Consider the following 23,480-nt stretch of genomic DNA (forward strand, 5'->3'; position numbering starts at 1 on the left):
GCGAACCAAAGGGAGGGATGAGATGGCGCCCAGTCTCGATCTACAAGGCGGTGTGGCCCGGACCCGGGTCGGGCTCGACGCCTGGAACGCCGTGGTCGCGTCGACCTTTGATAATCTCGTCGTCGACGCCGATCGCGAACGGTTCGAAGGCAGCATCGATGTCTGCAATCTGGGTGGCATGGACCTGTCGCGGGTCGCCTCCAGCGCGGCCGTGGTCCGGCGCGGTCGCTCGGCCCTAGCGCAACGCCCCTATTTCAAGCTGCACGTCCAGGACGTCGGCCGCAGCCTGAACCTGCAGGATGGCCGCGAAGCCGTGCTGGACGAGGGCGACCTGATGCTCTGCGATCCGGCGCGTCCCTACACCATCCGGTTCGACGATCCGAACCGGATGCTGGTGCTGCGGATCCCCTCCGAGCGCCTGGCCGACCGGATCGGCGATCCCGAAGCGATGTGCGGCCGGCGACTGGCCGGGACCGGTCTGGCGGGCGCCTTGCTGACGTCCTTCATCCGCACCCTCTGGACCAATGCCGGCCGCGGCTGCGCGCCCGTCGGCGAGGCGGTGCAAGAGGCGGCCCTGTCCCTGCTGACCGCTGTGGCGCGGGAAAGCGATGGGGAAGGGCGGAACAGCCGTGATCTCGACCCGGGGCAGAGCGCGGGCGGCCGCATCAAGCGCTTCATCGACGAGAACCTGTGCGATCCGGACCTGAGCGTCGGCCGCGTGGCCGGCGCGCTCGGCGTGTCGCCGCGCTACGTCCAGATGGTGTTCGCCGGCATGGCCACCACGCCGCTGGCCTATATCCGGCGCCGGCGACTGGAGCGCGCGGCTCGAACCCTGCGCGAGGACGGCGCGACCTGCAACATCACCGAACTGTCCTTCGGCCTCGGCTTCAACGACCTTTCGCATTTCAGCCGTGCTTTCAAGGCCTTCTACGGCGTGGGGCCGCGAGAGTTCCGAGCCAGCTGAGCCTCGATCCGTTCTGGCGCCCCGAAAACGACGTCGGGCTTCGCACTCGTGAAAGTCGCCTTCGCGCCTAGCCAAGTTTGACCGCGCCGCCCGTGCTCCACTGTCGACAACGACATAATAGGGAGGTTCGGGCCATGGGGCGTAAGCTCTGGTTACATCACGTGTTCGGGGCGGCGTCGGTGCTGGCTCTGGCGACCGCGGGGGTCGCGCACGGCCAAATGCTCGAAGAGGTCGTCGTCACCGCCCAGAAGCGGGCGGAAAACGTCCAGGACGTTCCGATCGCCATCTCGGCCTTCACGGCCAACGCCCTGCAGGAACGGGCGGTCGGCAATGTCGCCCAACTGTCCAACCTGGCCCCCAACGTCACCCTGGACGGCGGCACGCCGTTCTCGGGCTCGCCGTCGGTGCTGTCGGCCTATGTCCGCGGCATCGGCTCGGACGACTTCGCGTTCAACATCGATCCGGGTGTCGGCATCTATGTCGACGGCGTCTATCTGGCCCGCACCGTCGGCGCCAACCAGGACCTGCTGGATGTCGAACGCATCGAGATCCTCAAAGGCCCGCAAGGCACGCTGTTCGGTCGCAACACCATCGGCGGGGCCATCTCGATCGTCACCCGCGAGCCGGGCGATGCGTTCAAGTTCAAGGGCGACGTCACCGTCGGCAGCTTCAAGTTGATGCAGGCGCGCGGCAGCGCCGACCTGCCGCTGGCCGAGGGGCTGTCCTCGTCGATCACCTTCGGGATCAAGAGCCGCGAAGGCTATGTCGAGCGCATACCGTTCCCCGACGCCCGCGCCCGCAACACCACCTCGTACACCGCCTTCCCCTCGTCCGACTATCGCACGGCCTCGCGCGAGGGCGGCGAGAACAGCTGGAACCTGCGGGGCAAGCTGAAGTGGAAGGGCGAGGCGACCAAGGTCGTGCTGGCGGCGGACTACACTCACGAGGACGGCGGCGGCCTGGCCAACACCCTGGTCGGCACGACCGAGACGGTCCCCGGCAACTTCGCGGGCACGACCAACCTGCCGGGCACCGCCTTTGACCCGACCGGGACCACCGGCTTCCTGTTCGGCGGGCTCTACAACTTCTGCATCGGCGCGAGTCCGACCCAGATCGCCGCCCGCGGCGCCCAGGCGCTGTGCGGCGTGCGCGGCACCCAATACAGCCCCGGCCTGCACGTCGCCTCGCTGGCCGGCGTCAATGTCGACGCCGATCCGAACAACAACCGGCTGCCCTATGACGGCCGCTTCATCAGCAAGGACATCGACAAGAGCTACGCCACCGGCAACAGCTTCTCGAACCTGGTCAACTGGGGCGTCGGCGCGACTGTCGAGCACAGCCTCACCGACGATGTGACGCTCAAGTCGATCACCGCCTATCGCAAGCTGCTGTGGAAGAGCGGCACCGACGCCGACGGCTCGCCGCTGAACATCGGCCAGCTCAGTTTCGACATGAAGCAGTGGCAGTTCAGCCAAGAACTTCAGCTGCTTGGCTCTGCCTTCGACAAGAAGCTGAACTATGTGCTGGGCGGCTACTACTTCAAGGAAAAGGGCTCGCTGCACGACTACGTCACCTTCGACGAAGGCCTGCTGCAGGTCGACGGTCCCAACCAGCTGGAAACCAAGAACTACGCCGCGTTCGGCCAGATCGACTGGCGGCCGATCGACCTGATCGGCGTCACCATCGGCGGCCGCTACACCAAGGAAAAGAAGCTGTTCGAGGGCGGCCAGCAGGATCTGAACGGCTTTAATTACAAGCTCTTCGGCTGCTCGGACGCCAACGGCAACATCACGCCGAACGGCGCCTTCCCGCTGGCCCCGATCTCGTGCCAGACGGGCCTCAACTACCCTGACCCCAGCAATCCGGTGCGGGTCTATGCGCCGGGCGTCAACGAGCAGGAGTTCAGCAACTTCTCGCCCAAGGTCGGCGTGCAGCTGCACCCGGCTGACGATCTGATGGCCTATGTCAGCTGGTCCAAGGGCTACAAGACGGGCGGTTGGACGACGCGCCTGACCAATCCCCAGCTGCTGGCCCAGCCATTCGGCGAGGAAGAGGCGACCACCTGGGAGGTCGGCTTCAAGTCCAAACTGCTGGATCGCCGCCTGCAGCTGAACGGTTCAGTGTTCAAGACGCAATACGACGGTATCCAGCTGAACTTCCAGCAGGGCACCTCGCCGACCATTCGCAACGCCGGCGACGCCGAGATCAAGGGTGTCGAGTTCGAGGCGGTCGCCGCGCCGATCGAGGGCCTGACGCTCAACGCCTCGGTGGGCTACCTGCATGCCCGCTACACCGACGTGCTGGCCGGCGTGCTGGCGGTCAGTGGCCCCAATCCCTTCCAGGCGGGCACCTTCGTCGGCGCGCCGCTGCCCAAGACGCCCACCTGGAAGATCAACTTCAGCCCGCGCTACGAGTTCAAGCTGGCCAACGGCGGCTCGATCACGGCCATCGGCGACTGGACCTATACCTCCAGCATCTGGAACAACGCCCAGCGCACCTATCTGCTCAAGCGCCCGGCCGTCCAGGTGGTCAACGCCAGCCTCGCCTACGCTGATCCGGGCGGCGCCTGGAGCGTCAGCGTCGGCGGCACGAACCTGACCGACAAGCGCTACCTGACGACCGGCAACGAGAACATCGCCGCCGGCGCGATCTTCGGCACCTACAGCCGGCCACGCGAAGCCTATGTCCGGTTGGGCGTGACCTTCTGACGAAGAGCGGGGCGAAGGCGCATGCCGCTCGCCCCTTTTCGCCCCTTGGGGCGCAGTAGATTTAGGAGCGCGAGATCGCCATGAACGACATGAGCCCGCGACCCGGCGCGTTGATCGATGCGCCGTTGCTGTTGGCCAGCCAATGGAGCGAGCGCCTGTTCTCCAACGGCTGGCGCACGCCCCAGGGCGGGGTGATCGACGTCCTGGAGCCCGCCACCGAAACCGTGCTGACCCGGGTCGGGCGGGCCGACCGGTTCGACGTGGCGCTCGCCGCCGCCGCCGCCAAGGCCGCTCAGCCCGCTTGGGCCGCGCTGACCGCCGATGCGCGGCAGGAAATCCTGTTCCGCGCCGCCGACCTGCTGGACCAGCACGCCGCCGACCTGGCGCCCTGGATCATGCGCGAGAGCGGTTCGGTCGGGGGCAAGGCCGCCGTCGAACTGGAGCACGCCGCCGGCTTCGTGCGCCAAGCGGGCGCGATGGCGACCGAGGCCGCCGGGCTGGTCTTGCCCGCCTCCCCAGGCAAGACCAGCATCGCCCGCCGTATCCCTCTGGGCGTGGTGGCGGTGATCTCGCCGTTCAACTTTCCGCTGGTCCTGTCGATCCGCGCGGTCGCTCCGGCCCTGGCCGCCGGCAATGCGGTCGTGCTCAAGCCCGATCCGCGTACGCCGATCAGCGGCGGCTTCCTGATCGCCCGGCTGTTCGAGGCGGCGGGTCTGCCCGAGGGCCTGCTGCACGTGCTGCCCGGCGACGCCGAGGCTGGCGACGCCCTGTGCCGCGATCCCAACATCGCCATGGTCGCCTTTACCGGCTCCACGGGCGCTGGCCGCAAGGTCGGTGAGGTGGCCGGCGGGCACCTGAAGAAGGTCGCGCTGGAACTGGGCGGCAAGAACCCGCTGATCATTCTCGATGACGCCGATCCAGACGTCGCGGCTTCGAACGCCGCCTGGGCCGCGTGGCTGCACCAGGGACAGATCTGCATGACCGCCGGCCGCTTGTTGGTACAGCGCGGGATCCACGACGCCGTGGTCGAGCGCCTGGCGGCCAAGGCGGCGCAGCTGCCGGTCGGCGACCCGATGCGCGGCGACGTGGCGCTGGGTCCGCTGATCAGCCGTAGCCAGCTCGACCGCGTCCACGCCATCGTCTCCGACACGGTGGCGGCCGGCGCGCGCCTCGTCGCTGGCGGAACGCATGAGGGCCTCTTCTATGCGCCGACCGTGCTGACCGGGGTTACGCCGGGCATGCGGGCGTTCGAGGAGGAGATCTTCGGTCCCGTGGCGGCGGTCACCGTGTTCGATGACCTGGACGAAGCCGCGCGCCTGGCCAACCATGGCCCCTACGGCCTCGCGGCGGGGATCATCACCGGTTCGGTGGGACGCGGCATGAGCCTGGGCGGCGCGCTGGAGGTGGGGCACCTGCACATCAACGACCAGACAGTCGACGCCGGGCCGCACTCGCCGTTCGGGGGCATGAAGGCGTCCGGCAATGGCAGCCGCATCAGCGGGCCGGCGAACCTGGACGAGTTCACCACCTGGCGGTGGGAGACGGTCAAGGCCGTCGCCACGGCTTATCCCTTCTAGCGTCGCGGCCTTCGAGGAGCCTTCCGCATGCAGATCACCGCCGCCGTCACGCGTCGTCCAGCCGGGCCCTTCAGCCTCGAGACGCTCGACATCGAGGCGCCGCGGGCCGGCGAGGTCCTGGTCCGGGTCGTCGCCACCGGCGTCTGCCATACCGACATGGTAATGCGCGATCAGCACCTGCCCACACCCCAGCCCGTTGTCCTGGGTCACGAGGGCGCGGGGATCGTCGAGCGGGTCGGACCCGGCGTGACCAAGGTCGGGCCCGGCGACCACGTGGTCATGACGTTCAACTCCTGCGGCCGGTGCCCCTCGTGCGCGGACCACGCGCCGACCTATTGCCACGAGTTCTTCCCGCGCAACTTCATGGGCGCGCGCGAGGACGGCTCGTCGGGCCTGTCGCGGGGCGGGGAGACCATCCACGCCAACATCTTCGGCCAGTCGTCGTTCGCCACCCACGCTCTGTGTCACGAGCGGAACGCGGTGAAGGTCGACAAGGCCGCGCCGCTGGAGATCCTGGGGCCGCTCGGCTGCGGGGTGATGACCGGGGCAGGGGCGGTGATGAACGCCCTGAAGGTTCCCGCCGGCCGCTCGCTGGCGGTGTTCGGCGCCGGCGCGGTCGGCCTGTCGGCTGTGCTGGCGGCCAAGGCGATCGGCGCCGGCCCGATCATCGCGGTGGACATCAATCCCGAGCGCCTAGCCCTGGCGCTGGAGCTCGGCGCGGACCACGCCCTGAACGGCGCGGAGGGTGGGGTGGTCGAAAAGATCCAGGCGATCACCGGGACCGGCGCGCACTTTGCGATCGACACGACCGCCAACCTCAAGGTGATGCGCCAGGCCGTCGATTGCCTGGGCGCGCGCGGCGTCTGCGGTCTGGTCGGCGCGTCCAAGATGGGCGACGAGCTGCCGCTGGACGCGGTGTCGGTGATGAGCGGCGGCAAGGTGGTGCGTGGCGTGGTCGAGGGCGACGCTGATCCCGACGTCTTCATTCCCGAGCTGATCGCGCTTTACCAGGCAGGGCTGTTCCCGTTCGACCGCCTGATCCGCTTTTACCCGCTGGCCGAGATCAACCAGGCCGTGGCCGACGGCGAGGCGGGCAGGGTGATCAAACCGATCGTGCGGATGACCTGAATCCTCGGTGGTCTCCGCTTCCTTGGCCCGACGCGGATCTCGCGCCGGGCTCTTTTTTGTTCCTAGAGATCAAGCATCAGGCGCGGCGTGCGCGCCCGCGAGCAGCAGGGCGTGAACTGGTCGCCCGCCAGTTTCTCGGCATCGGTCTGAAAGGCGTCACGATGGTCGGGCTCGCCCTCGATCACGCGGGTCAAGCAGGTGCCGCAGACGCCCTGTTCGCACGAGACGGGCACGAAGACGCCGGCTTCCTCCAGGGCCTGCGCGGCGGTCTGGCCGACGGCGACTGGCACGACCTGGCCGGTGCTGGCGATCACCAGCTCGAACGGCCGATCCTCCCCCTCGGGCGCGGGCGCGGCTGCGAAGTGCTCCTTGCGGATCTGGTCGGGCGCCCAGCCGCGCGCCAGGGCGCCGTCGATGACGTGAGCCATGAACCCGCCGGGGCCGCAGACATAAAGGCGGCGTCCCGGCGCCGGAGCGGCGAGCGCTGCGTCGAGGTCCAGTCGCGTGGCGGGCTCGGCGTCGAAGGACAAACGCACCGCGTCGGCGAACGGCGCCGCCGCCAGCTCGTCCAGGAACGCGGCCCGCGATCGGTCGCGGGCGCAATAGTGGAAGATGAAGGGGCTGCCCAAGGCGTGCAGCCGGCGGGCCATGGCCAGGATGGGCGTCACGCCGACGCCGCCAGCGAACAGCAGGTGCTCCTTGGCCGTCTCGTCCAGCGCGAACAGGTTGCGAGGCGCGCTGATGTCCAGCGTCGCGCCTTCGGTCAGGGTCTCGTGCACATAGGCCGAACCCCCTCGTGAGGCCGGGTCGCGCAGGACGGCGATCCGATAGCGGCCGCGCTCGGCCGGGTCATTACAAAGCGAGTACTGGCGCGTCAGGCCGTTGCCCAGGAAAAGGTCGACATGCGCGCCGGCGCTGAACGGGGGCAGGTCGCGCCCCTCGGGGCAGACGAGATCGAGCCGCACGATGTCCTCGGCGGCCTGGGCGCGGGACGCCACCCGAACCTTGATCATCAGGCCCGCGCCGCCTGCGGAACCGTTTCGGCGGCGATCGCCTTGTCGATCGCCATGCGCGAGCGCACGCCGCCGGCGTCGATGTTCAACTTCAGGAGCTTGCGGTCCGGGTGGGCCAACAGATTGGCCTGCTGCCGCTCCAGCATCTCCAGGTCCTCGGAGAAGATCTTGCCCTGGCCTTCGCGGATGGTGTCGGTCAGGTCCGCGTCGGTGACCGCGAAGCTGCGGGCCATGCCCCAGAAGTACCAGTGCGAGGTCTCGGTCTCGGGCGTGATGAAGTCGACCACGACGCTGGAGACCTTCTTGTCGGCCGGAGCGTGATAGCCGCCGTGTCCGGCCAGAGCGACGCCGACCTCGATCATCACGTGGCTGGGCAGAGAGAAGCGGCAGATCTGCCAGCGATCAACGAGCGCATCCTCGGGCTGGCCGGCGCCGCGCAGCGCCATGCGCCAGAACGGCGGCGCGTGGATGCCTTCCATGAAGCGGCTCGTCACCACCTCGTCGCCGTCGAGGCGGGTGGTCACCGGCGCCTCGTCGATCTCCTTCTGCCCGATGCTGGTGGCGTGGACATAGGTCTCGTGGGTCAGGTCCATCAGGTTGTCGACCATCAGCCGGTAGTCGCAGGCGATGTGGTAGAGGCCGCCGCCATAGGCCCAATCGGAGCTGTCGGCCCAGAACAGCGGGTGCAGTTTGGCCGGATCAGCCTCGGCGGGATCGCCGGGCCAGACCCAAATGAAACCGTGGCGCTCCAGCACCGGAAAGGCGCGGATCGGAGGGAAGGCGGCGACGCGCTGGCCCGGCATCGACGCGGCGCGGCCTTCGCACCCCATGGTCAGGCCGTGATAGCCACAGACCAGCTCACCGTCGCGCACGAAGCCCAGCGACAGTGGCGCGCCACGGTGGGGGCAGAAGTCCTCGAGGGCGACCGGTCGGCCGTCCTTGCCGCGGTGAAACACCATCGCCTCGCCGCAGATCCGCCGTCCCAGGGGCTTTTCCGCGATCTCTTGGGGCGTACAGGCCACATACCAGGCGTTGCGCGGCCAAACGGCCGCGTTCGGGGAGGGCATGGTGTTTCCTCGTGGTTCTGGTCGTTATTGGATCCAATAACGAACTGACATTTGCATTTCGTCAAGCATTGGATCCAATAACTTGGATTCAGGTTGTGGCCGCAGAGGCGGCTCGGATAAGGTCGCGGCATGGAGACTAAACCCATCAAGCCGGGCCAGCGGGTGATCGTGGCGCTTCGCAAGATGATCGCCTCGGGCGAGATCAAGAGCGGCGAGCGCATTGGCGAGATCTCGACCGCCGCCGCGCTGGGCGTCTCGCGCATGCCGGTGCGAACGGCTTTGCGCACGCTGGAGCAGGAAGGCCTGGTTGAACGCTTGGGCGCGCGCGGCTACGCGGCGCGAAGCATTTCCAGCGCCGGGATCCGTGACGCCATCGAGGTGCGCGGCGTGCTGGAGGGGTTCGCGGCCCGCCGCCTGGCCGAGCGCGGCATGACGCCGGCGACGCGAGAGCGGCTGGCCGGGCTGATCTCCGAGGGCGAAGCGCTCTTCACCGCCGGACGGCTCAGCGCCGAGGACATGGACCGCTACGCCGCCTATAATCTTGCCTTCCACGACGCCCTGGTGGCCGGCGCGGGCAATGGCGCGATCGAGACGGCCCTGGCGCGCAACAATTTCCAACCGTTCGCGGGCGCGGGCGCCCTGGCTCTGGATCTAATGGACCTGGAAGCCGAATATGATCACCTGTTGGCGGCCCACCGTCAGCATCAGTCTGTGTTCGACGCGATCGAGCGCGGCGACGTCATGACGGCCGAGCGGATCATGCGCGATCACGCCTTGGCGGCGATCCGCAACACCAAGGTTTTCGAGGCGGCGGCCAGCGCGGGCCTACCGCTGGGCGCGGTCGGGACGGTTCGCGCCGACTGACCGGTCAGCGCATGCTAAGGGCCTGGAGATCGCCGTGAAAGCGCTTTACAAGCGACTGGAATACAGTTTCCTCGACGTACGAATTGGGCTTGCCGACCATGGAAGAGATCGCCGCCTTTGGCGTGCTGGGCGAAAGACTGGGGCTGCAGCTCCACTACGCCGACGTGCGCGCCATGGCGGGCCTGGCCGCGAGACTGTCGCCCTTGAAGGTCACGCCGGCGCGGGCGACGGCGATCGTCTATATCGCTCTGCACGCCGGCTGCGATCAGACGACCCTGGGGCGGGCCTTGGGCGTCAATCGGGCCAGTACGATGAAGGCCGTCGACGAGCTGGAGGTTCTGGGCGCCATCGAACGCCGCCCCGGCCGTGACCGGCGGACCAACGCCCTTCATCTCACCGCCGCCGGCGAGACCCTGCGCGCGCGAATTGAGCAGGAAACCCTGGCGCATGACCAAGCCGCGTTTGGCGCGCTGACCGTAGCCGAGCAGGCGGAACTCAGCCGGCTGTTGTCGAAGGTCCGGTCGGACAGCGCGTCGGCGTAATTGCCGGGTCCAAGCAGGCCAACGGGCTAGCGATACCGGCTGTACGGCCGCGGCTCGGCCGCGGCGGCGGCATGCCTTTGCGCGCGCCAACAACACGTTCCCATTGGCCGACTTGAAGCTCCAGATGTTTCGGGTCCCGTCTCGAGGCGGCATCGCTCAAAGTCCGCCTGACATAATTGGTATTCGAAATTGGTATAGGTTTGTAGCGATCCGACTTCTTATTTTTGGCTATGACTTCCGGTATGAGTCGAGTATGCCTTCCTGAGGTCGGTTGGGGCGCGAATGCCTCGCTCGCGGCCGGAATGCCGGAGCGGTCTCTAGAACCGCCCGGGACCAGGGAGTGGATCCGATGGCGTATGGGCGAGGCGGGCTGCTGGCGGCGGCGTTGATCGCGGCGGTCGCGACGGGCGGGGTCGCGGACGCGGCCGGGGCCGCCGAGGCGCGTCCAACCTCCGACGCCGTGGCGACCGAGGCCCTGGCCCAGGGCGCGCGCTATCCGATGTTCGCCAGCGAACTGAAGCGGGTCCGCAAGGAGGTCGACGCGGCCATCAAGGCCGGGATTGACGTCCCTGTCCCCAAGGATCCGGGCGGCGGCCGCACCCACGAGCAGCACAAGCGCAACTACACCGCTCTCTATGGCGCCGGACTGCTGTATCGGGCCACCGGCGACAAGGCCTATGCTGACTACGCCGGCAAGATGCTGCTGGCCTACGCCAAGCTTTATCCAGGCTTGGGGCCGCACCCGGCCGCGTCGAACGAGGCCGCCGGCCGGCTGTTCTGGCAGAGCCTGAACGACGCGGTCTGGCTGGTCTACGCGATCCAAGGCTACGACGCCGTCCGCGACGCCCTGCCGGCCCAGGACCGCGAGACGATCGAGCGGAACGTCTTCCGACCGATGGCCAAGTTCCTGTCGGAGGAGCAGCCGCAGGTCTTCGACATCATCCACAACCACGCCACCTGGGCCTGCGCGGCGGTCGGCATGACCGGCTACGTGCTGCATGACCAGGCCCTGGTCGACAAGGCGTTGAAGGGACTCGACGGAAGCGGCAAGGCCGGCTTCCTGCGTCAGATCGATCAGCTGTTCTCGCCCGACGGCTACTACACCGAAGGGCCGTACTATCAGCGCTACGCCCTGCAGCCGTTCGTGCTGTTCGCCCACGCGATCGACGCCAATGCGCCGGAGCGCAAGATCTTCGCCTATCGCGACGGCGTGCTGCTGAAGGCGATCAAGGCCAGCGTCCAGCTGACCTATGACGGCTATTTCTTCCCGTTCAACGACGCGATGCCGGACAAGAGTCTGCGGACCGACGAGCTCTACCAGGCCGTGGCCATCGGCTATGGCGTGACCCACGATCCCAGCCTGTTGTCGATCGCCCAGTGGCAGGGCCGCACGACCCTGACGCCGGAAGGCCTGGAGGTCGCGCGCGACGTGGCGGCCGGCAAGGCTCAGCCGTTCCCATACGCCTCGATGCTGCTGCGCGACGGGCCCGAGGGCGAGCAAGGCGGGCTGGCGATCATGCGCTCGGATCCCAGCGACCAGGGCGAGGTGCTGGTGGCCAAGAACACCGCCCAGGGCATGGGCCATGGCCACTACGACAAGCTGAACTGGATCCTCTACGACAACGGCCACCCGATCGTGACGGACTATGGCGCGGCCCGGTTCCTGAACATCGAAGCCAAGGACGGCGGTCGCTACCTGGCGGAGAACACCAGCTGGGCCAAACAGACGGTGGCCCACAACACCCTGGTGGTGAACGAAACCAGCCATTTCGGCGGCAAGGTCAAGGCGGCCAGCGCCTTGGCGCCCAAGCAGATCTTCTTCGCCGACGCCGGCGCGACCAAGGTCAGTACGGCCGAGATGGTCGGCGCCTATCCGGGCGTCGCCTTCCGCCGCACGCTGGTGCAACTCGCCGTCGAGGGGCTGACCGCGCCGCTGGTCGTGGACCTGCTGAGCGTCAAGGGCGGCAAGCCCGCGCAGTATGACCTGCCGCTACACTTCGCCGGTCAGATCATCGACGCCGGCTTTCCGCTGCGGTCGAACGTCGGAGCGCGCCCGATCCTAGGGACCGACGCCGGCTACCAGCACCTGTGGGTCGACGCGACCGGGACGCCCGACGCGTCCAATGCCCGCCTGACCTGGATCAACGACAACCGTTTTTACACCTGGCGCATGCTGCCGCCGACCGGGGCCTCGGTGATCCTGGCCGAGAGCGGGGCCAATGATCCCCGGTTCAACCTGCGCCGCGAGCCGGTGCTGATCCAGCGGGTCAAGGACGCGACGGACACGACCTTCGTCGGGGTGCTCGAGCCGCACGGGGCCTATGACCCCTCGGCCGAGACGACCAAGGGCAGCACCAGTCGGATCAAGGCTCTGAGCCATGTCCGCTCGGCGGACGCCGACCTCGTCTCGATCGATCTCGTCGATGGACGCACGGTGACCCTGGCGGTCGCCGATGGCGCCGAGGCCGGTCGCGAGCACAAGGCGGTCGTCGACGGCAAGGCCGTGACCTGGAAGGGCCATTTCGCCCGCTTCGACGGCGCGGGAGCTCAGCGATGAAGCGCGGCGGCTTGCGCTGGCTGATCGTCGGGCTGATCGGCCTGGCGACGGTGATCAACTATATCGACCGCAACGCCCTGGCGGTGATGTGGCCGGCGGTGTCGCGCGACATCGGCGCCGACAAGGCCGACTACGCCTTGCTGGTGACCGTGTTCATGGTCGCCTACGCGGTGGGTCAGTCGCTGTTCGGCAAAGTCCTGGACGTGATCGGGGCCCGCATGGGCTTCGCGGTCGCGATCCTGGTTTGGTCGGTGTCGATCGCCGCCCACAGCCTGGTGCGCTCGCTGGGTGTGCTGAGTCTGCTGCGCGTGACCCTGGGGATCAGCGAGGCGGGCAACTGGCCCGGCGCCGTCAAGGCCAACGCCCTGTGGTTCCCGCCACGCGAGCGGGCCCTGGCCCAAGGCGTGTTCAACTCCGGCGCGGCGATCGGCGCGATCATCTCCGCGCCGCTGGTGGCCATGCTGTACGAAGCGATCGGCTGGCGCGCGACGTTCCTGGTTGTTGGTGTGCTGGGCTTTCTATGGCTGCTGCCCTGGCTGTTCGTCTATCGCGCCGATCCTGACGCTCATCCGTGGCTGAGCGCGGCCGAGCGGGCCCATATCGCCGATCGCGACGGCGCGCCCGGCGCGGCGACGGCGGACTATTCGCCCAGCGTCCGCCAGCTGCTGCGCCATCGTCAGAGCTGGGCGATCATCGTCTCGCGGTTCTTCCTCGATCCGGTCTGGTGGCTGTTCGTCTCATGGCTGCCGATCTACCTGTCGGAGACCTTCGGCTTCGACGTGCGCCAGATCGGCCTGTTCGCCTGGGTGCCGTTCGTCGGGGCCATGCTGGGCAGCCTCGGCGGCGGCTGGCTGTCGGGCGCCCTGATCCGACAAGGCTGGGCGACCCTGGCCGCGCGGCGGCTGGCCGTCACCCTGGGCGGCGCGATCATGCTGCCGGCCCTGGTCCTGACCTCGAGGGCGGCCGATCCACTGAGCGCTGTTCTGCTGATCGCCGTGATCCTGTTCGGCTTCCAGGTGGCCATTAACAACATCCAGACCCTGCCCAGCGACTATTTCGGCGGCGGCGCGGTCGGCTCGATCGCCGGGATCGGCGGCAGCGCCGCCGTGGCCGGGACCCTGGTCACCACCTGGCTGGTGCCGGTCATGACCACCCGGGGCTACGGCCCGATCTTCGTGCTCGCCGCGGCCATTGTCCCGGTCGGCGTGGCGTCTCTCTGGCTGCTGGGCGGGCGCGTGACGCCCGTGCCGCCGCCGCTTTCGGACATCAGTGAAAAGGGGCCTTCGGTATGAGGTTCAAGGATAAGGTCGCGGTCGTCACCGGCGGAGGTCGCGACATCGGGCGCTGCGTCTCGATGCGCCTGGCCGCCGAGGGCGCCAAGGTCGTCGTCAACTATCGCGGCGACGAGGCGTCGGCGACGGAAACCGTCCGCCAGATCGAAGCCGCCGGCGGCGCAGCCCTGCTGCACCGGGCCGACGTGACCTCGCCGGCCGAGGTCGCGGGCCTGGTCGATGCGGCGGTCGCCGCGTTCGGCGGCAAGATCGACATCCTGGTCAACCTGGCCGGCGGCATGGTCGCCCGCAAGACGCTGGCCGAGACGGACGAGGCGTTCTTCGACACGGTCATGGACCTGAACCTGAAGTCGGCCTTCCTGGTGACCAAGGCGGCCCTGCCGCACATTCCATCCGGGGGGGCGATCATCAACATCGCCTCGCTGGCCGGCCGCGACGGCGGCGGTCCGGGGGCCAGCCTCTACGCCGCGTCCAAGGGCGCCTTGATGACGCTGACCCGGGGCTGGGCCAAGGAACTGGGCCCGCAGGGCATCCGGGTCAACGCCCTGTGCCCAGGCCTGATCGGCACCAGCTTCCACGACATCTTCTCCAAGCCCGAAGGCCGCAAGGCCGTGGCCGGAAACACGCCGCTGCGCCGCGAGGGCCGGCCCGAGGAGGTGGCCGCCGCGGTCGCCTTCCTGGCCTCGGACGACGCCGCGTTCCTGGCCGGCGTGAACCTCGACATCAACGGCGGCCTGGCCTTCTCGTAGGAGGACTACATGAACCACAAACGCGCCACGCTGGCGGTCCTGGCCCTGCTGGCGGCGGCCCCCGCCGTCGCCGCGGCCCAGGCCCCCGGGCCGGCGCGGGAGCGCGAGCCCCGCACCGACGCCGCGCCGATCAAGGCCTACAAGATCATCCTGGTCGGCGATTCCACCATGGCGCCGGGCAGCGGCTGGGCGTCGAACTTCTGCGACCTGCACGTCAAGTCGTCGGTGGCCTGCTTGAACCTGGGCCGGGGAGGGCGCTCGACCCGCAGCTACCGCGCCGAAGGCTCTTGGGACATCGCCCTGAACGAGGCGCGGGTGAAGGGCTATGGCGCCACCTACGTCCTGATCCAGTTCGCCCACAACGACCAATCGACCAAGGGCGAGCGCTGGACCGACCTGGAGACCGAGTTTCCCGCCAATCTGAAGCGCTATGTCGAGGAGGTCCGCGCGGCGGGCGCCGAGCCGGTGCTGCTGACCCCGCTGACCCGGCGCGAGTTCAGGGCTGGCAAGCTCTACAACACGCTCGACGTCTGGTCCGACCAGGTGCGCAAGGTGGCGGCCGAGACCCAGACGCCGCTGGTCGACCTCAATCGCGACAGCGCCGCCCACGTCGAGGCGCTGGGGCCGGTCGCGGCCATGGCGCTGGCGATGGCGCCGCCCAACGACGCCGAGGTCGCCGCCGCCAAGGCCGGGACCACCCTGCCGCCGCGGCCGGCGGAGGAGGCGCGTCTGCCCGACGTCCCGATCACGGCGACCGGCCCGCGCGGCCAGATCGGCCTGAAGTTCGACTACACCCACGTGGGGCCCGACGGGGCGCGGGTGTTCTCCAGGATCGTCGCCGAGGGCCTGGCGACCGCCGTGCCGGCGCTGCGCAGCCAGCTCCTTCCTTAGCCTGAGCGTCGGCCCAGACCAGTTCTCATATTGGTATATATATACGTCTGAGAATTTGGTCCTAATAAACTGCTAAAGAGGTATGCGATCTATCTTGACTCCGGTTGGGGCGCGGCGCACCGTTTTGGCATAAGAACAAAAGGGAGGGCGGCACATGCGCGCCAATCAAGGCCAGGGCCACCGGTCCATGGGCAGGATCTCGCACGCCGCGCTGGGCTGGAGCGTCGCCGTCTCGGCCGCGGCGTTCGTCGGTCAGGCCGCCGCCCAGGCCACGCCTCCGGTGCAAACCGATCAGGTCGACGAAGTCGTGGTCAGCGCCATCCGTCAGACGATGCAGACCTCGATCGCCGTCAAGCGCGACTCCGTCGCCATCGTCGACGCCTTGTCGTCCAAGGAGATCGGCGACCTGCCCGGCCAGTCGATCGGCGAGGCCATCGAGACCATCACCGGCGCCACCGCCGACCGCGGCAACTATGGCCCGACCGAGGTGTCGCTGCGCGGCCTGGGCTCGTTCCTCAGCGCCACCACCTTCAACGGCCGCGAGGCCTCGAACGGCAGCGGCGACCGCGCCGTCAATTTCGGCCAGTTCCCGTCCGAGCTGTTCAACGGCATCAAGATCTACAAGTCGCAGCAGGCCGACCTGATCGAGGGCGGGGTGGCCGGCTCGATCGAGCTGGAGACCAAGAAGCCGCTCGACTACGGCAAGCGGCTGGTCTCGGGCGAGATCAAGGGCAACTACAATTCATACCAGGACCGCATCCGGGGCGGCAGCCCGTGGGGCTGGCGCGGCACGGCCAGCTATGTCGACCAGTTCCACGCCGGCAAGTTGGGCGACATCGGCGTGTCGCTGGGCGTGCAGCGCAACGCCGTCGACGATCCCAACGAGGCCTATGTCGCCTCCAACACCTGGGTGGCCTGCAACCCCCGCATCGTCTCGACCGCCAACTGCACCGAGATTAGCCGGGCCCAGGCCCTGACCGGGACGCCGTTCTACCTGGTCCCCAACTCGATGACCTATCGCCAGCTCAGCGCCCACGAGCGGCGCGACGCGGTGTTCGGGTCCCTGCAGTGGAAGCCGAACGACCGGATCGACGTCAATCTGGATCTGGAATACTCCAAGCGGACCTACGCCGAAGACCGCCACGATTTCGGCGTCGCCGAGACGCGCTACAACCTGCGCAGCGTCCAGTACGGGCCGGACGGCAAGCTGCTGTACGCCGAGGGCTCGAGCACGCTGCAGTCGGTCTCGACCCTGTTCCAGCGCCAGGAGCGCTATCTCGGCGGCGGGGCCGGCGTCGCGTTCGAGGCCAGCGCCCGCCTGACGCTGAGCGGCGACGTTTCCTATTCCCGGACCGTGCGGGACGACCTGACCCGGTCCGTGCGCCTGCGCACCGATCCGCTGGACATCAACGGCGTCAAGACCGTCTTCAACAACCAGCGCATCCCTTACGTCTATGACGCGCGCAACGGCTTCGCGCCGACGATCACGCTGGATCCGCGCTTCAACGCCGACGACTACACGCTGTACAGCGACGACACCCGGCTGACCCGCGAGGGCGAGCAGAAGAAGGACGAGATCTTCGCCGCCCGGTTCGACGCGCGCTACGATCTGGACGGCTTCGTCAGCCGCATCGCCGCCGGCGGCCGCTTCTCGCGCCGCCAGTACACGCGCTACGACGACACGGTGACGATCGACCTGGCCAGCCTGGCGGACGACAAGCGGGTCAACCTGGCCTGCCGCACCCCGTTCCCGCAGTCCGACTACCTGTCCGATGCGCCGGGCAAGCAGATCCGCAGCTGGGCCACGTTCGACACCCTGTGCCAATTCCAGAACTATCTGAACACCGAAGATCCCGGCGACAGCGGCGATCTGCGCTCGGTCGACAACGCCGACGTCACCGAGACCGTGTGGTCGGGCTATCTGATGGGGTCCTACAAGGGCGAGATCGGCGCGACGCCGGTGCGCGGCAATTTCGGCGTCCGACTGGTCGACACCAAGGTCGCGTCCAAGGGGCTGCGCGCCGGCCTGAACGTGATCACCAACCCCGACGGCTCGATCCGCCTGCAGGAGAACGGCCAGTTCGAGGGCGTGACGATCAAGGCCAGCAGCTTCCGCGTACTGCCCAGCGTCAACGCCAATTTCGACCTCGATCCCAAGACCGTGCTGCGCGTGGCCGGCTATCGCGCCATGTCGCGGCCCGCGCCCAGCAGTCTGACGGCCGGCCGCGCGATCCGGCTGGAAGACGGGACCGACTTCACCTCGGTGCAGGACGCTATCGCCGATATCGTAGCCAGCGGCAGTCCGCGCCTGAAGCCGATCATGTCGTGGAACGGCGACCTGGCGATCGAGCGCTATCCCAACCGCGACACCCTGCTGGCCGCCACCGTCTACTACAAGCAGTTCACCGGCGGCTTCATCCCGGTCACCACCGACGAGCCGTTCGTGATCGGCGGCCAGACGGTGATCGTGCCGGTGACCCAGACCCAGAACAGCGCCGAGAAGAGCCACGTCTATGGCGTGGAGCTGACGCTGGCCAACCGGTTCTCGTGGCTGCCCAAGCCATTCGACGGTTTCGGGGGCAAGATCAGCTACAACTACGCCGTCTCGAACTTCAAGAACCACGACATCCGGCTGGGCGACGTGATCGACCCCGAGACCCAAGCCGTCACGCCGGGCATGATTCCGGCCGCCAACCTGAACGGCTATTCCAAGCACGTGCTGTCGGCCCAGCTCTATTATGACGCCGGCCCATTCAACATCCAGGGCATCTACCGTATGCGTTCGAAGTTCTATCAGGACTTCGTTGGCGGCAACGCTCAGCTGCGGTACATCGCGGGCAGCGACACCTTCGACCTTTCGGCCAGCTACAAGGTCAATCGTCACATCGACGTGCGCTTCCAGGCGCTCAATCTGTTCAACGAGGTCAAGGTCGACTCGATGCCGGTCTATGGCAGCACGCGGAACTACCAGTATTTCGGGCCGCAGTTCTTCATTGGCGTGCGCGCCCGACTGTAAGAGATGCGGTGCGGCTCGGGCCTAGCCCAATTGCCTATTCCAATTTCCGGGCGGTTCGGGCAAGGCTGGTGACGTAGCTAGGACATAGAGAGCGCCATGGCCGATCGCCGCCTTTTCGAGGATATCGCCGAGAAGATCGCCGACTTGATCCAGGCGGGAGAGTTTTCGCCTGGCTCACGGCTGCCCGGCGAGCGGGAATTGTCGGAGCGCCTGGGCGCCAGCCGGGTGACCATCCGCGAGGCCGAGATCGCCTTGCAGGCCCGTGGCCTGTTGAAGATCCGGGCGGGCTCGGGGGTCTATGTCTGCGGTCCCAAGGCCGCCAGCAGCGACGTCTTGCCTACGGTCAGCGCCTTCGAGCTGACCGAGGCGCGATCGCTGTTCGAATCCGAGGCCGCCGCCCTGGCCGCGCCGATTATCTCAGAGACGGACCTGGCCAAGCTGGACGAGCTGCTCGCGGTCATGGCCGAGGATAATGGCGACGACGAGCGCTCGACGGCCGCCGACCGTGAATTCCACATGACGATCGCCGCGGCCTCGGGCAATCGGGTCATCATCCACACGGTCGAGACGCTGTGGAAGTTCCGCATGGAGGTTCCGCAGGTGCGGGTGACGCACGAAAGCGTCTGCCATCACGACGGCGCCGCGCGGCAGAACGAGCACGCCGCCATCGTCGAGGCTCTTCGGCGACGCGATGCCAAGGCCGCGCGGCTGGCCATGCGGCAGCATTTCTCGAGACTGCTCGAAGCGATGCTGGACGCCACGGAAAAGCAGGAGCGGCTCGAGCTCGAGCAAAAGGCCGCGCAAAGCCGCAGTCGGTTCCTGATGAGCGCCCAACTGGCCTAGGGGCCGGCGGTCCATCCTCCGCCTAGCGCCTGGTACAGCGCGATCGCATTCTGCAGGCGCGCCTCGCGGATCTGCGACAGCGCCAGGTCGGTGGCCAGAAGGCCCCGCTGCGCGTCCAGCTCTTCCAGATAGGCGACATAGCCAGCCTGATATCGCTTGCGGGCGTGGTCCAGGGCCGACGCGGCGGCCGCGCGCTGGCGATTGGCGGCGGCCTCTTGTTCGGCGAGACGGCCGGTTCCTTCCAGCGCGCTCTCGACCTCGCCGAAGGCGGTGAGGGCGGCCTTACGATAGGCGAAGGCGGCCTGGTCGCGGCGCGCGGCGGCCGCATCGGATTGGGCGCGCAGGCGGCCGCCGTCAAAGATCGGCGCCAGGACGCTGGCTCCGACGCTCCATACCGTCACCGGGTCCAGATGCTGGACGAACAGGCCGCCACCGGCCGCCGACAGCCGGACCTGGGGCAGGAAGGCCGCGCGCGCGGAGTCGAGACTGGCGTCGGCGGCGACGAGGCCGGCTTCGGCCTGGGCGATGTCCGGACGCCGGGCCAGCAGCGCCGAGGGCAGCGGCGCGGCCGGTCGCGGTATGGTCAGCGTGGCAAGGCTCCCACGCGCCACCGGGCCGGGGGTCTCGCCGACCAGCAGGGTTAGGGCGTTCTCCTGCCGCCGAACGGCCAGTTCCAAGGCCGGCACGCGCTGGGCGGCGGCCTCCAGCTCGCCCTCGGCCTGGCGCAGTTCGAGGTCGGAGGTCACCCCTTCGCGGGCCCGGCGGCGGGCGCGGGTGGTCGCCTCTTGGCGTGAGGCCAGGGTGGCTTGGGCCGTGGTCAGCTGGGCGTCGAGCGAGACGAGCGTGACATAGGCGCGGGCCACGGCGGCGGCGACCGACAGTCGAGCGGCGTCGCGAGCGTAGCGGTTGGCCTGCAGGCTGGCCCGGGCGGCGGCGGAAGCCTCACGCAACCGACCCCACAGATCCAGTTCGTAGGCGACCTGTAGCTGAGGCTGGATGGCCAGCGTGTCGCTCGGCGCGCCGAAGGCGTTCAGCTCGCGGGTCTTCTGCGCACCGACCGAGCCGTTTACCGAGGGCGCCAGCGCCGCGCGGGCCAGGCGGCTCTGCGCCTCGGCCTCGCGCATCCGGGCCTCGGCCGCGCCGAGATCGGCGTTGCGGGCGAGGGCCGCGGCGACCAAGTCGGAGAGGCGCGGGTCGCCGAAGGCCGTCCACCACGCGGCAATGGCGGCGTCCTGGCCGACGTCGGCCGGCGCGCGCCAAGCGGCGGGCGCGGTGACGCTGGATTCGGGTGGCGGCGACGTCCTGGGGCCCGGCGTCGCGCAGGCCGCCAGGAGTCCGACGCCCGAGAGGACCGCGAACGCGCGGCGCATCAGCGGCGGCCCTTCGCGGCGGTGTCCACCTCGACCTCGACCGACAGGCCGGGGCGCAGGCGGGCGAGGTCCGGCTGGCCAGGATCGAGCACGATGCGCACCGGCAGGCGCTGGGCGATCTTGGTGAAATTGCCGGTCGCGTTCTGAGGCGGCAGGATACTGAACTCCGAGCCGGTGGCTGGCGAGACCTGCTCGACGCGGCCGGTGAACCGCTGGTCGCCGAGGGCGTCGACCGTGACGGTCGCCTTCTGGCCCGGACGCATGCGGCCCGACTGGCGCTCCTTGAAGTTGGCGATCACCCACAGCCGCGGCGGCACCAGGGCGACCAGCTGGCTGCCGGCCGTGACGTACTGGCCGCGGCGCACGCCAACCTGGCCCAGTTGGCCGTCGGTGGGCGCCAAGACGATGGTATTGGCCATGTCGATCTCGGCCAGGCGCTGGGCGGCCTTGGCGGCGGCGACCGCGGCTTCCAGGCCCTGGCGCGAAACGCTGACCGAGCGAACGTCCTGGCGGGCGATCTCCTGGCCGGCGCGGGCCGAGGTCAGGGTCGCCTCGGCGGCGCGCAGGGCGGCGCGGGCCTGGTCGCGCTCGCGCAGCGACACCGAGCCGTCGGTCGCCAGCTCGGCGACGCGGGCCATGTCGGCGCGGGCTCGCTCGACCTGGGCCTGGGCCGAGCCGATGTCGGCCTGGCGGCTGCGAACGGTCGCCTCGCGCGAAGCGCGGGCCTGGACCGAGTTGGCCAGATCCGCCTCCCGCGCGGCCACCGTGGCGCGGGCCTGGTCGAGGCGCTGGGCGTAGATGCGCTGGTCGATCTCGAACAGCGGCTGGCCGGCGCGCACGGTCTGGAAGTCCTGGACCATGACCTGGGTGACATAGCCGCTGAGCTGCGGCGCGATCACCGTCACCTGGCCGCGGACATAGGCGTTGTCGGTGCGCTGCACCGAACCGGCGAACGGCGGCAGCTTCCACAGGAACAGGATCAGCACCACCAGCGCCAGGGCGCCCAGGACGGTGAACACGATGGCTCGTATGGTCGGCGGCTTCGGCCGCGCGGGGGGAGCAGCGGCCGCGGCGGCGCGGTCCTCCGGCTGCGGCGGGGCGGGCGGCGAGGGCGCGTCGGTCATGCGGTCTCTCGGGCGGTGGCGGCGGCGGCCGTGCGGCGGGCCAGGCGGAAGAACAGGAAGCCGGCATAGAAGAACTGCAGCAGGGCGACGACGCCAACCACCAGGAAGACGTCGTTGAAGGCCAGTACATTGGCCTGCTGGGTCAATTGCTGGCTCAGCAGCGCGCTGGCGTCGGCGGCCCGCAAGACCGGATCGGCCTGGGTCGGGGCATAGACGCCGGCATAGGCCTGCAGCGTCGCCGCGACGCTGGGGTCGGTCCCGGTCAGGCGTTCGGCCAGGCCGACGGCGTGCTGCTGGGCGCGGACCGTCTGCAACGTGCCCAGCATCGCCGCGCCGAACAGGCCGCCCAGGTTCTGGGCCACCCCGAACATCACCGAGAAGGTGATGATCGAGCCCAGGCCCCGCGTCAGCAACTGGCCGACGCCGAACATGAACGACGGACCCAGGAACATGGCCGCGGCGAAGGCCAGCAGCGCCTGGCTGAGGAACAGGTTGGCCGGACCGATCTGGGGCGTGGCCCGCGCGTCGAGGAAGGATCCGACGGCGATCAACAGGATCGACAGCAGGAACTGCGGCGCCAGGGTCTTCTGGTTCAGGGTCAGGGCGCTGAGCACGACGCCGGCCGCGGTGGCCGCCAGGACCACGGCGTAGAGCAGGCGCTGCTGCTCCTGGGCCAGGCCCAAGGCCTGCATCAGGCCCGCCGCGCCCACGCTCTGTTCGGCCAGCACCACCCGCACCAGGGCGACGTTGAAGCTGAAGCGCAGAAAGGTCCCGGTGGCCACCCAGCGCGTGTCGATCAGCGGGTGGGCGCGGCCGTGCTCGACCAGGGCGCCGGCCGCCAGCAGCGCCACGGCGACCGCCAGGCACCAACCTAGCCACGGGGCCTCGAACCACCAGACCACGCGCCCCAGGCCCAGGACGGCGACGATCAGGCCGAGACCTCCGCCCAGCAGGCCGAAGGTCAGGATGTCCGTGCGCTCGAAAACATGGATCCGCACACCCCGCGGCAGGCGAAACAACAGGACGGCTGCCAGGCTGGCCGCGGCCAGACACGCTTCCAGGGCATAGAGGCCGTGCCAGTAGGCCGCGTCGAGCAGGTCGGTGGAGATTACCCGCGCCAGGGGGCCGCCCAGCTGCGACACGCCCACGCCCAGCACCAGGGCGCCCATTCGGAACGACGCCGGAAAGGCCTGCAGCATGTAGAACATGGCCAGGGCGCTGAGCGCCGCCGCGCCCACGCCGCTGATCGCCCGCAGCAGCAGGGCCGCGGGGAAGTTGTCCAGCATCAGATGGGCGAAGGCGGCCAGCGTATAGAGGCTCAGGAACACCAGGGTGAACCGGCGGATGCCGAACTGTTGGCGGTATTTCACCAGCAACAGGTTCATCGAGATGTTGGTCATGATGTAGATGGTGGTCAGCCAGGCCCCCTGTGTCGGAGTCAGGCCCAAGGCTCCCTGGATGGCCGGCAGGTTGACCTGGACCAGAGCCGCGCCCAGCGATCCGGTCACCCCGATCAGCAAGGCGATCAGGCCGTGGACGATCCGGAAGCGGAGCGGGAAATAGGGTGTCGCCGGTGAGCCTGGCAGCAGCGGCCGTTCGTGCGGGAGCCAATCCGGCGCCGACCCGATCTGCTGGCCGTGCTGGGGCATGTCAGGGGCGGGCGGCCAGGAGGACGCCAGGGCCTGCGGCCCGAGCCGGAATGGCGATGCGCGGTGGCGCTATGGGTAAGTCGTTCATGGCCACCTTCCGCAACCGATGCCGTGCATTCGAATTGT

At 68.8% G+C, this 23,480-nt stretch carries 17 protein-coding genes; 12 read left to right on the forward strand and 5 right to left on the reverse strand.

Annotated features, from left to right (window positions below):
* The first annotated feature begins 22 nt into the window (after positions 1-22).
* The 4 genes from ASC70_RS15120 (at position 23) to ASC70_RS15135 (ending at position 6,377) form a co-directional block, all read left to right on the forward strand.
* On the forward strand, positions 23-964 hold the full coding sequence (locus tag ASC70_RS15120) for a helix-turn-helix domain-containing protein (protein ID WP_056051423.1): 942 nt from the start codon (positions 23-25) through the stop codon (positions 962-964).
* Between the two features lie 134 nt (positions 965-1,098).
* Entirely contained in the window at positions 1,099-3,672 is a 2,574-nt protein-coding gene (locus tag ASC70_RS15125) for a TonB-dependent receptor (RefSeq protein WP_056051425.1), read from the forward strand.
* Between the two features lie 113 nt (positions 3,673-3,785).
* Positions 3,786-5,249, forward strand: coding sequence for a benzaldehyde dehydrogenase (locus ASC70_RS15130; RefSeq protein ID WP_156396256.1), 1,464 nt, complete (start codon positions 3,786-3,788; stop codon positions 5,247-5,249).
* A 27-nt stretch (positions 5,250-5,276) separates the two neighbouring features.
* Complete coding sequence (locus tag ASC70_RS15135; protein ID WP_056051427.1) at positions 5,277-6,377, forward strand: NAD(P)-dependent alcohol dehydrogenase; 1,101 nt, start codon at positions 5,277-5,279, stop codon at positions 6,375-6,377.
* A 62-nt stretch (positions 6,378-6,439) separates the two neighbouring features.
* Here the strand turns inward: ASC70_RS15135 and ASC70_RS15140 are convergent, their stop codons facing one another.
* Positions 6,440-7,390, reverse strand: a complete 951-nt coding sequence (locus ASC70_RS15140) for a PDR/VanB family oxidoreductase (protein ID WP_056051429.1) — start codon at positions 7,388-7,390, stop codon at positions 6,440-6,442.
* Positions 7,390-8,457, reverse strand: coding sequence for an aromatic ring-hydroxylating dioxygenase subunit alpha (locus ASC70_RS15145; RefSeq protein ID WP_056051431.1), 1,068 nt, complete (start codon positions 8,455-8,457; stop codon positions 7,390-7,392). Before ASC70_RS15145 ends, ASC70_RS15140 begins: the two co-directional genes overlap by 1 nt.
* Before the next feature lie 129 nt (positions 8,458-8,586).
* Here ASC70_RS15145 and ASC70_RS15150 point away from each other — a divergent pair, with 129 nt between their 5' ends.
* From ASC70_RS15150 to ASC70_RS15185, 8 genes are all read left to right on the forward strand, one after another.
* Positions 8,587-9,321: a GntR family transcriptional regulator gene (locus tag ASC70_RS15150; protein ID WP_056051436.1), complete on the forward strand. Its 735-nt coding sequence runs from the start codon at positions 8,587-8,589 to the stop codon at positions 9,319-9,321.
* An 89-nt stretch (positions 9,322-9,410) separates the two neighbouring features.
* A complete protein-coding gene (locus tag ASC70_RS15155; protein WP_056052788.1) occupies positions 9,411-9,863 on the forward strand; it encodes a MarR family winged helix-turn-helix transcriptional regulator in 453 nt (150 codons plus the stop codon).
* Between the two features lie 349 nt (positions 9,864-10,212).
* On the forward strand, positions 10,213-12,420 hold the full coding sequence (locus ASC70_RS15160) for an alginate lyase family protein (protein ID WP_056051438.1): 2,208 nt from the start codon (positions 10,213-10,215) through the stop codon (positions 12,418-12,420).
* Entirely contained in the window at positions 12,417-13,712 is a 1,296-nt protein-coding gene (locus tag ASC70_RS15165) for an MFS transporter (RefSeq protein ID WP_056051440.1), read from the forward strand. The genes ASC70_RS15160 and ASC70_RS15165 overlap by 4 nt, the downstream gene beginning before the upstream one ends.
* Positions 13,709-14,461, forward strand: a complete 753-nt coding sequence (locus ASC70_RS15170) for an SDR family NAD(P)-dependent oxidoreductase (protein WP_056051443.1) — start codon at positions 13,709-13,711, stop codon at positions 14,459-14,461. The genes ASC70_RS15165 and ASC70_RS15170 overlap by 4 nt, the downstream gene beginning before the upstream one ends.
* A 9-nt stretch (positions 14,462-14,470) precedes the next feature.
* Positions 14,471-15,352 carry a rhamnogalacturonan acetylesterase gene (locus tag ASC70_RS15175; RefSeq protein ID WP_056051445.1) on the forward strand — a complete coding sequence of 294 codons (882 nt, stop codon included), beginning with the start codon at positions 14,471-14,473 and terminating at the stop codon, positions 15,350-15,352.
* Positions 15,353-15,506: 154 nt separating this feature from the next.
* A complete protein-coding gene (locus ASC70_RS15180; protein WP_082539724.1) occupies positions 15,507-18,368 on the forward strand; it encodes a TonB-dependent receptor in 2,862 nt (953 codons plus the stop codon).
* Positions 18,369-18,464: 96 nt separating this feature from the next.
* Positions 18,465-19,211 (forward strand): FadR/GntR family transcriptional regulator, encoded by a 747-nt coding sequence (locus ASC70_RS15185; protein WP_056051446.1) that lies wholly within the window; start codon positions 18,465-18,467, stop codon positions 19,209-19,211.
* Here the strand turns inward: ASC70_RS15185 and ASC70_RS15190 are convergent.
* From ASC70_RS15190 to ASC70_RS15200, 3 genes are read right to left on the reverse strand one after another with little or no spacing between them, the layout of a single operon-like run.
* Positions 19,208-20,581: an efflux transporter outer membrane subunit gene (locus ASC70_RS15190; RefSeq protein WP_056051448.1), complete on the reverse strand. Its 1,374-nt coding sequence runs from the start codon at positions 20,579-20,581 to the stop codon at positions 19,208-19,210. The two genes, ASC70_RS15185 and ASC70_RS15190, sit on opposite strands and share 4 nt — an antisense overlap.
* Positions 20,581-21,705 (reverse strand): HlyD family secretion protein, encoded by a 1,125-nt coding sequence (locus ASC70_RS15195; RefSeq protein WP_056051450.1) that lies wholly within the window; start codon positions 21,703-21,705, stop codon positions 20,581-20,583. The genes ASC70_RS15190 and ASC70_RS15195 overlap by 1 nt, the downstream gene beginning before the upstream one ends.
* Entirely contained in the window at positions 21,702-23,354 is a 1,653-nt protein-coding gene (locus ASC70_RS15200) for an MFS transporter (RefSeq protein WP_056051451.1), read from the reverse strand. The genes ASC70_RS15195 and ASC70_RS15200 overlap by 4 nt, the downstream gene beginning before the upstream one ends.
* Positions 23,355-23,480 lie beyond the last annotated feature (126 nt).

The organism is Caulobacter sp. Root343 (assembly GCF_001425745.1).
GTDB lineage: Bacteria > Pseudomonadota > Alphaproteobacteria > Caulobacterales > Caulobacteraceae > Caulobacter.

Bases quoted from the DNA above. Each gene is read 5' to 3' on its own strand.
- ASC70_RS15200 (WP_056051451.1), bottom strand. From the start codon at position 23,354: ATGCCCCAGCACGGCCAGCAGATCGGGTCGGCGCCGGATTGGCTCCCG.
- ASC70_RS15175 (WP_056051445.1), top strand. From the start codon at position 14,471: ATGAACCACAAACGCGCCACGCTGGCGGTCCTGGCCCTGCTGGCGGCG.
- ASC70_RS15145 (WP_056051431.1), bottom strand. From the start codon at position 8,457: ATGCCCTCCCCGAACGCGGCCGTTTGGCCGCGCAACGCCTGGTATGTG.
- ASC70_RS15120 (WP_056051423.1), top strand. From the start codon at position 23: ATGGCGCCCAGTCTCGATCTACAAGGCGGTGTGGCCCGGACCCGGGTC.
- ASC70_RS15135 (WP_056051427.1), top strand. From the start codon at position 5,277: ATGCAGATCACCGCCGCCGTCACGCGTCGTCCAGCCGGGCCCTTCAGC.
- ASC70_RS15150 (WP_056051436.1), top strand. From the start codon at position 8,587: ATGGAGACTAAACCCATCAAGCCGGGCCAGCGGGTGATCGTGGCGCTT.
- ASC70_RS15170 (WP_056051443.1), top strand. From the start codon at position 13,709: ATGAGGTTCAAGGATAAGGTCGCGGTCGTCACCGGCGGAGGTCGCGAC.
- ASC70_RS15140 (WP_056051429.1), bottom strand. From the start codon at position 7,390: ATGATCAAGGTTCGGGTGGCGTCCCGCGCCCAGGCCGCCGAGGACATC.
- ASC70_RS15125 (WP_056051425.1), top strand. From the start codon at position 1,099: ATGGGGCGTAAGCTCTGGTTACATCACGTGTTCGGGGCGGCGTCGGTG.
- ASC70_RS15165 (WP_056051440.1), top strand. From the start codon at position 12,417: ATGAAGCGCGGCGGCTTGCGCTGGCTGATCGTCGGGCTGATCGGCCTG.
- ASC70_RS15190 (WP_056051448.1), bottom strand. From the start codon at position 20,581: ATGCGCCGCGCGTTCGCGGTCCTCTCGGGCGTCGGACTCCTGGCGGCC.
- ASC70_RS15180 (WP_082539724.1), top strand. From the start codon at position 15,507: ATGCGCGCCAATCAAGGCCAGGGCCACCGGTCCATGGGCAGGATCTCG.
- ASC70_RS15160 (WP_056051438.1), top strand. From the start codon at position 10,213: ATGGCGTATGGGCGAGGCGGGCTGCTGGCGGCGGCGTTGATCGCGGCG.
- ASC70_RS15185 (WP_056051446.1), top strand. From the start codon at position 18,465: ATGGCCGATCGCCGCCTTTTCGAGGATATCGCCGAGAAGATCGCCGAC.
- ASC70_RS15195 (WP_056051450.1), bottom strand. From the start codon at position 21,705: ATGACCGACGCGCCCTCGCCGCCCGCCCCGCCGCAGCCGGAGGACCGC.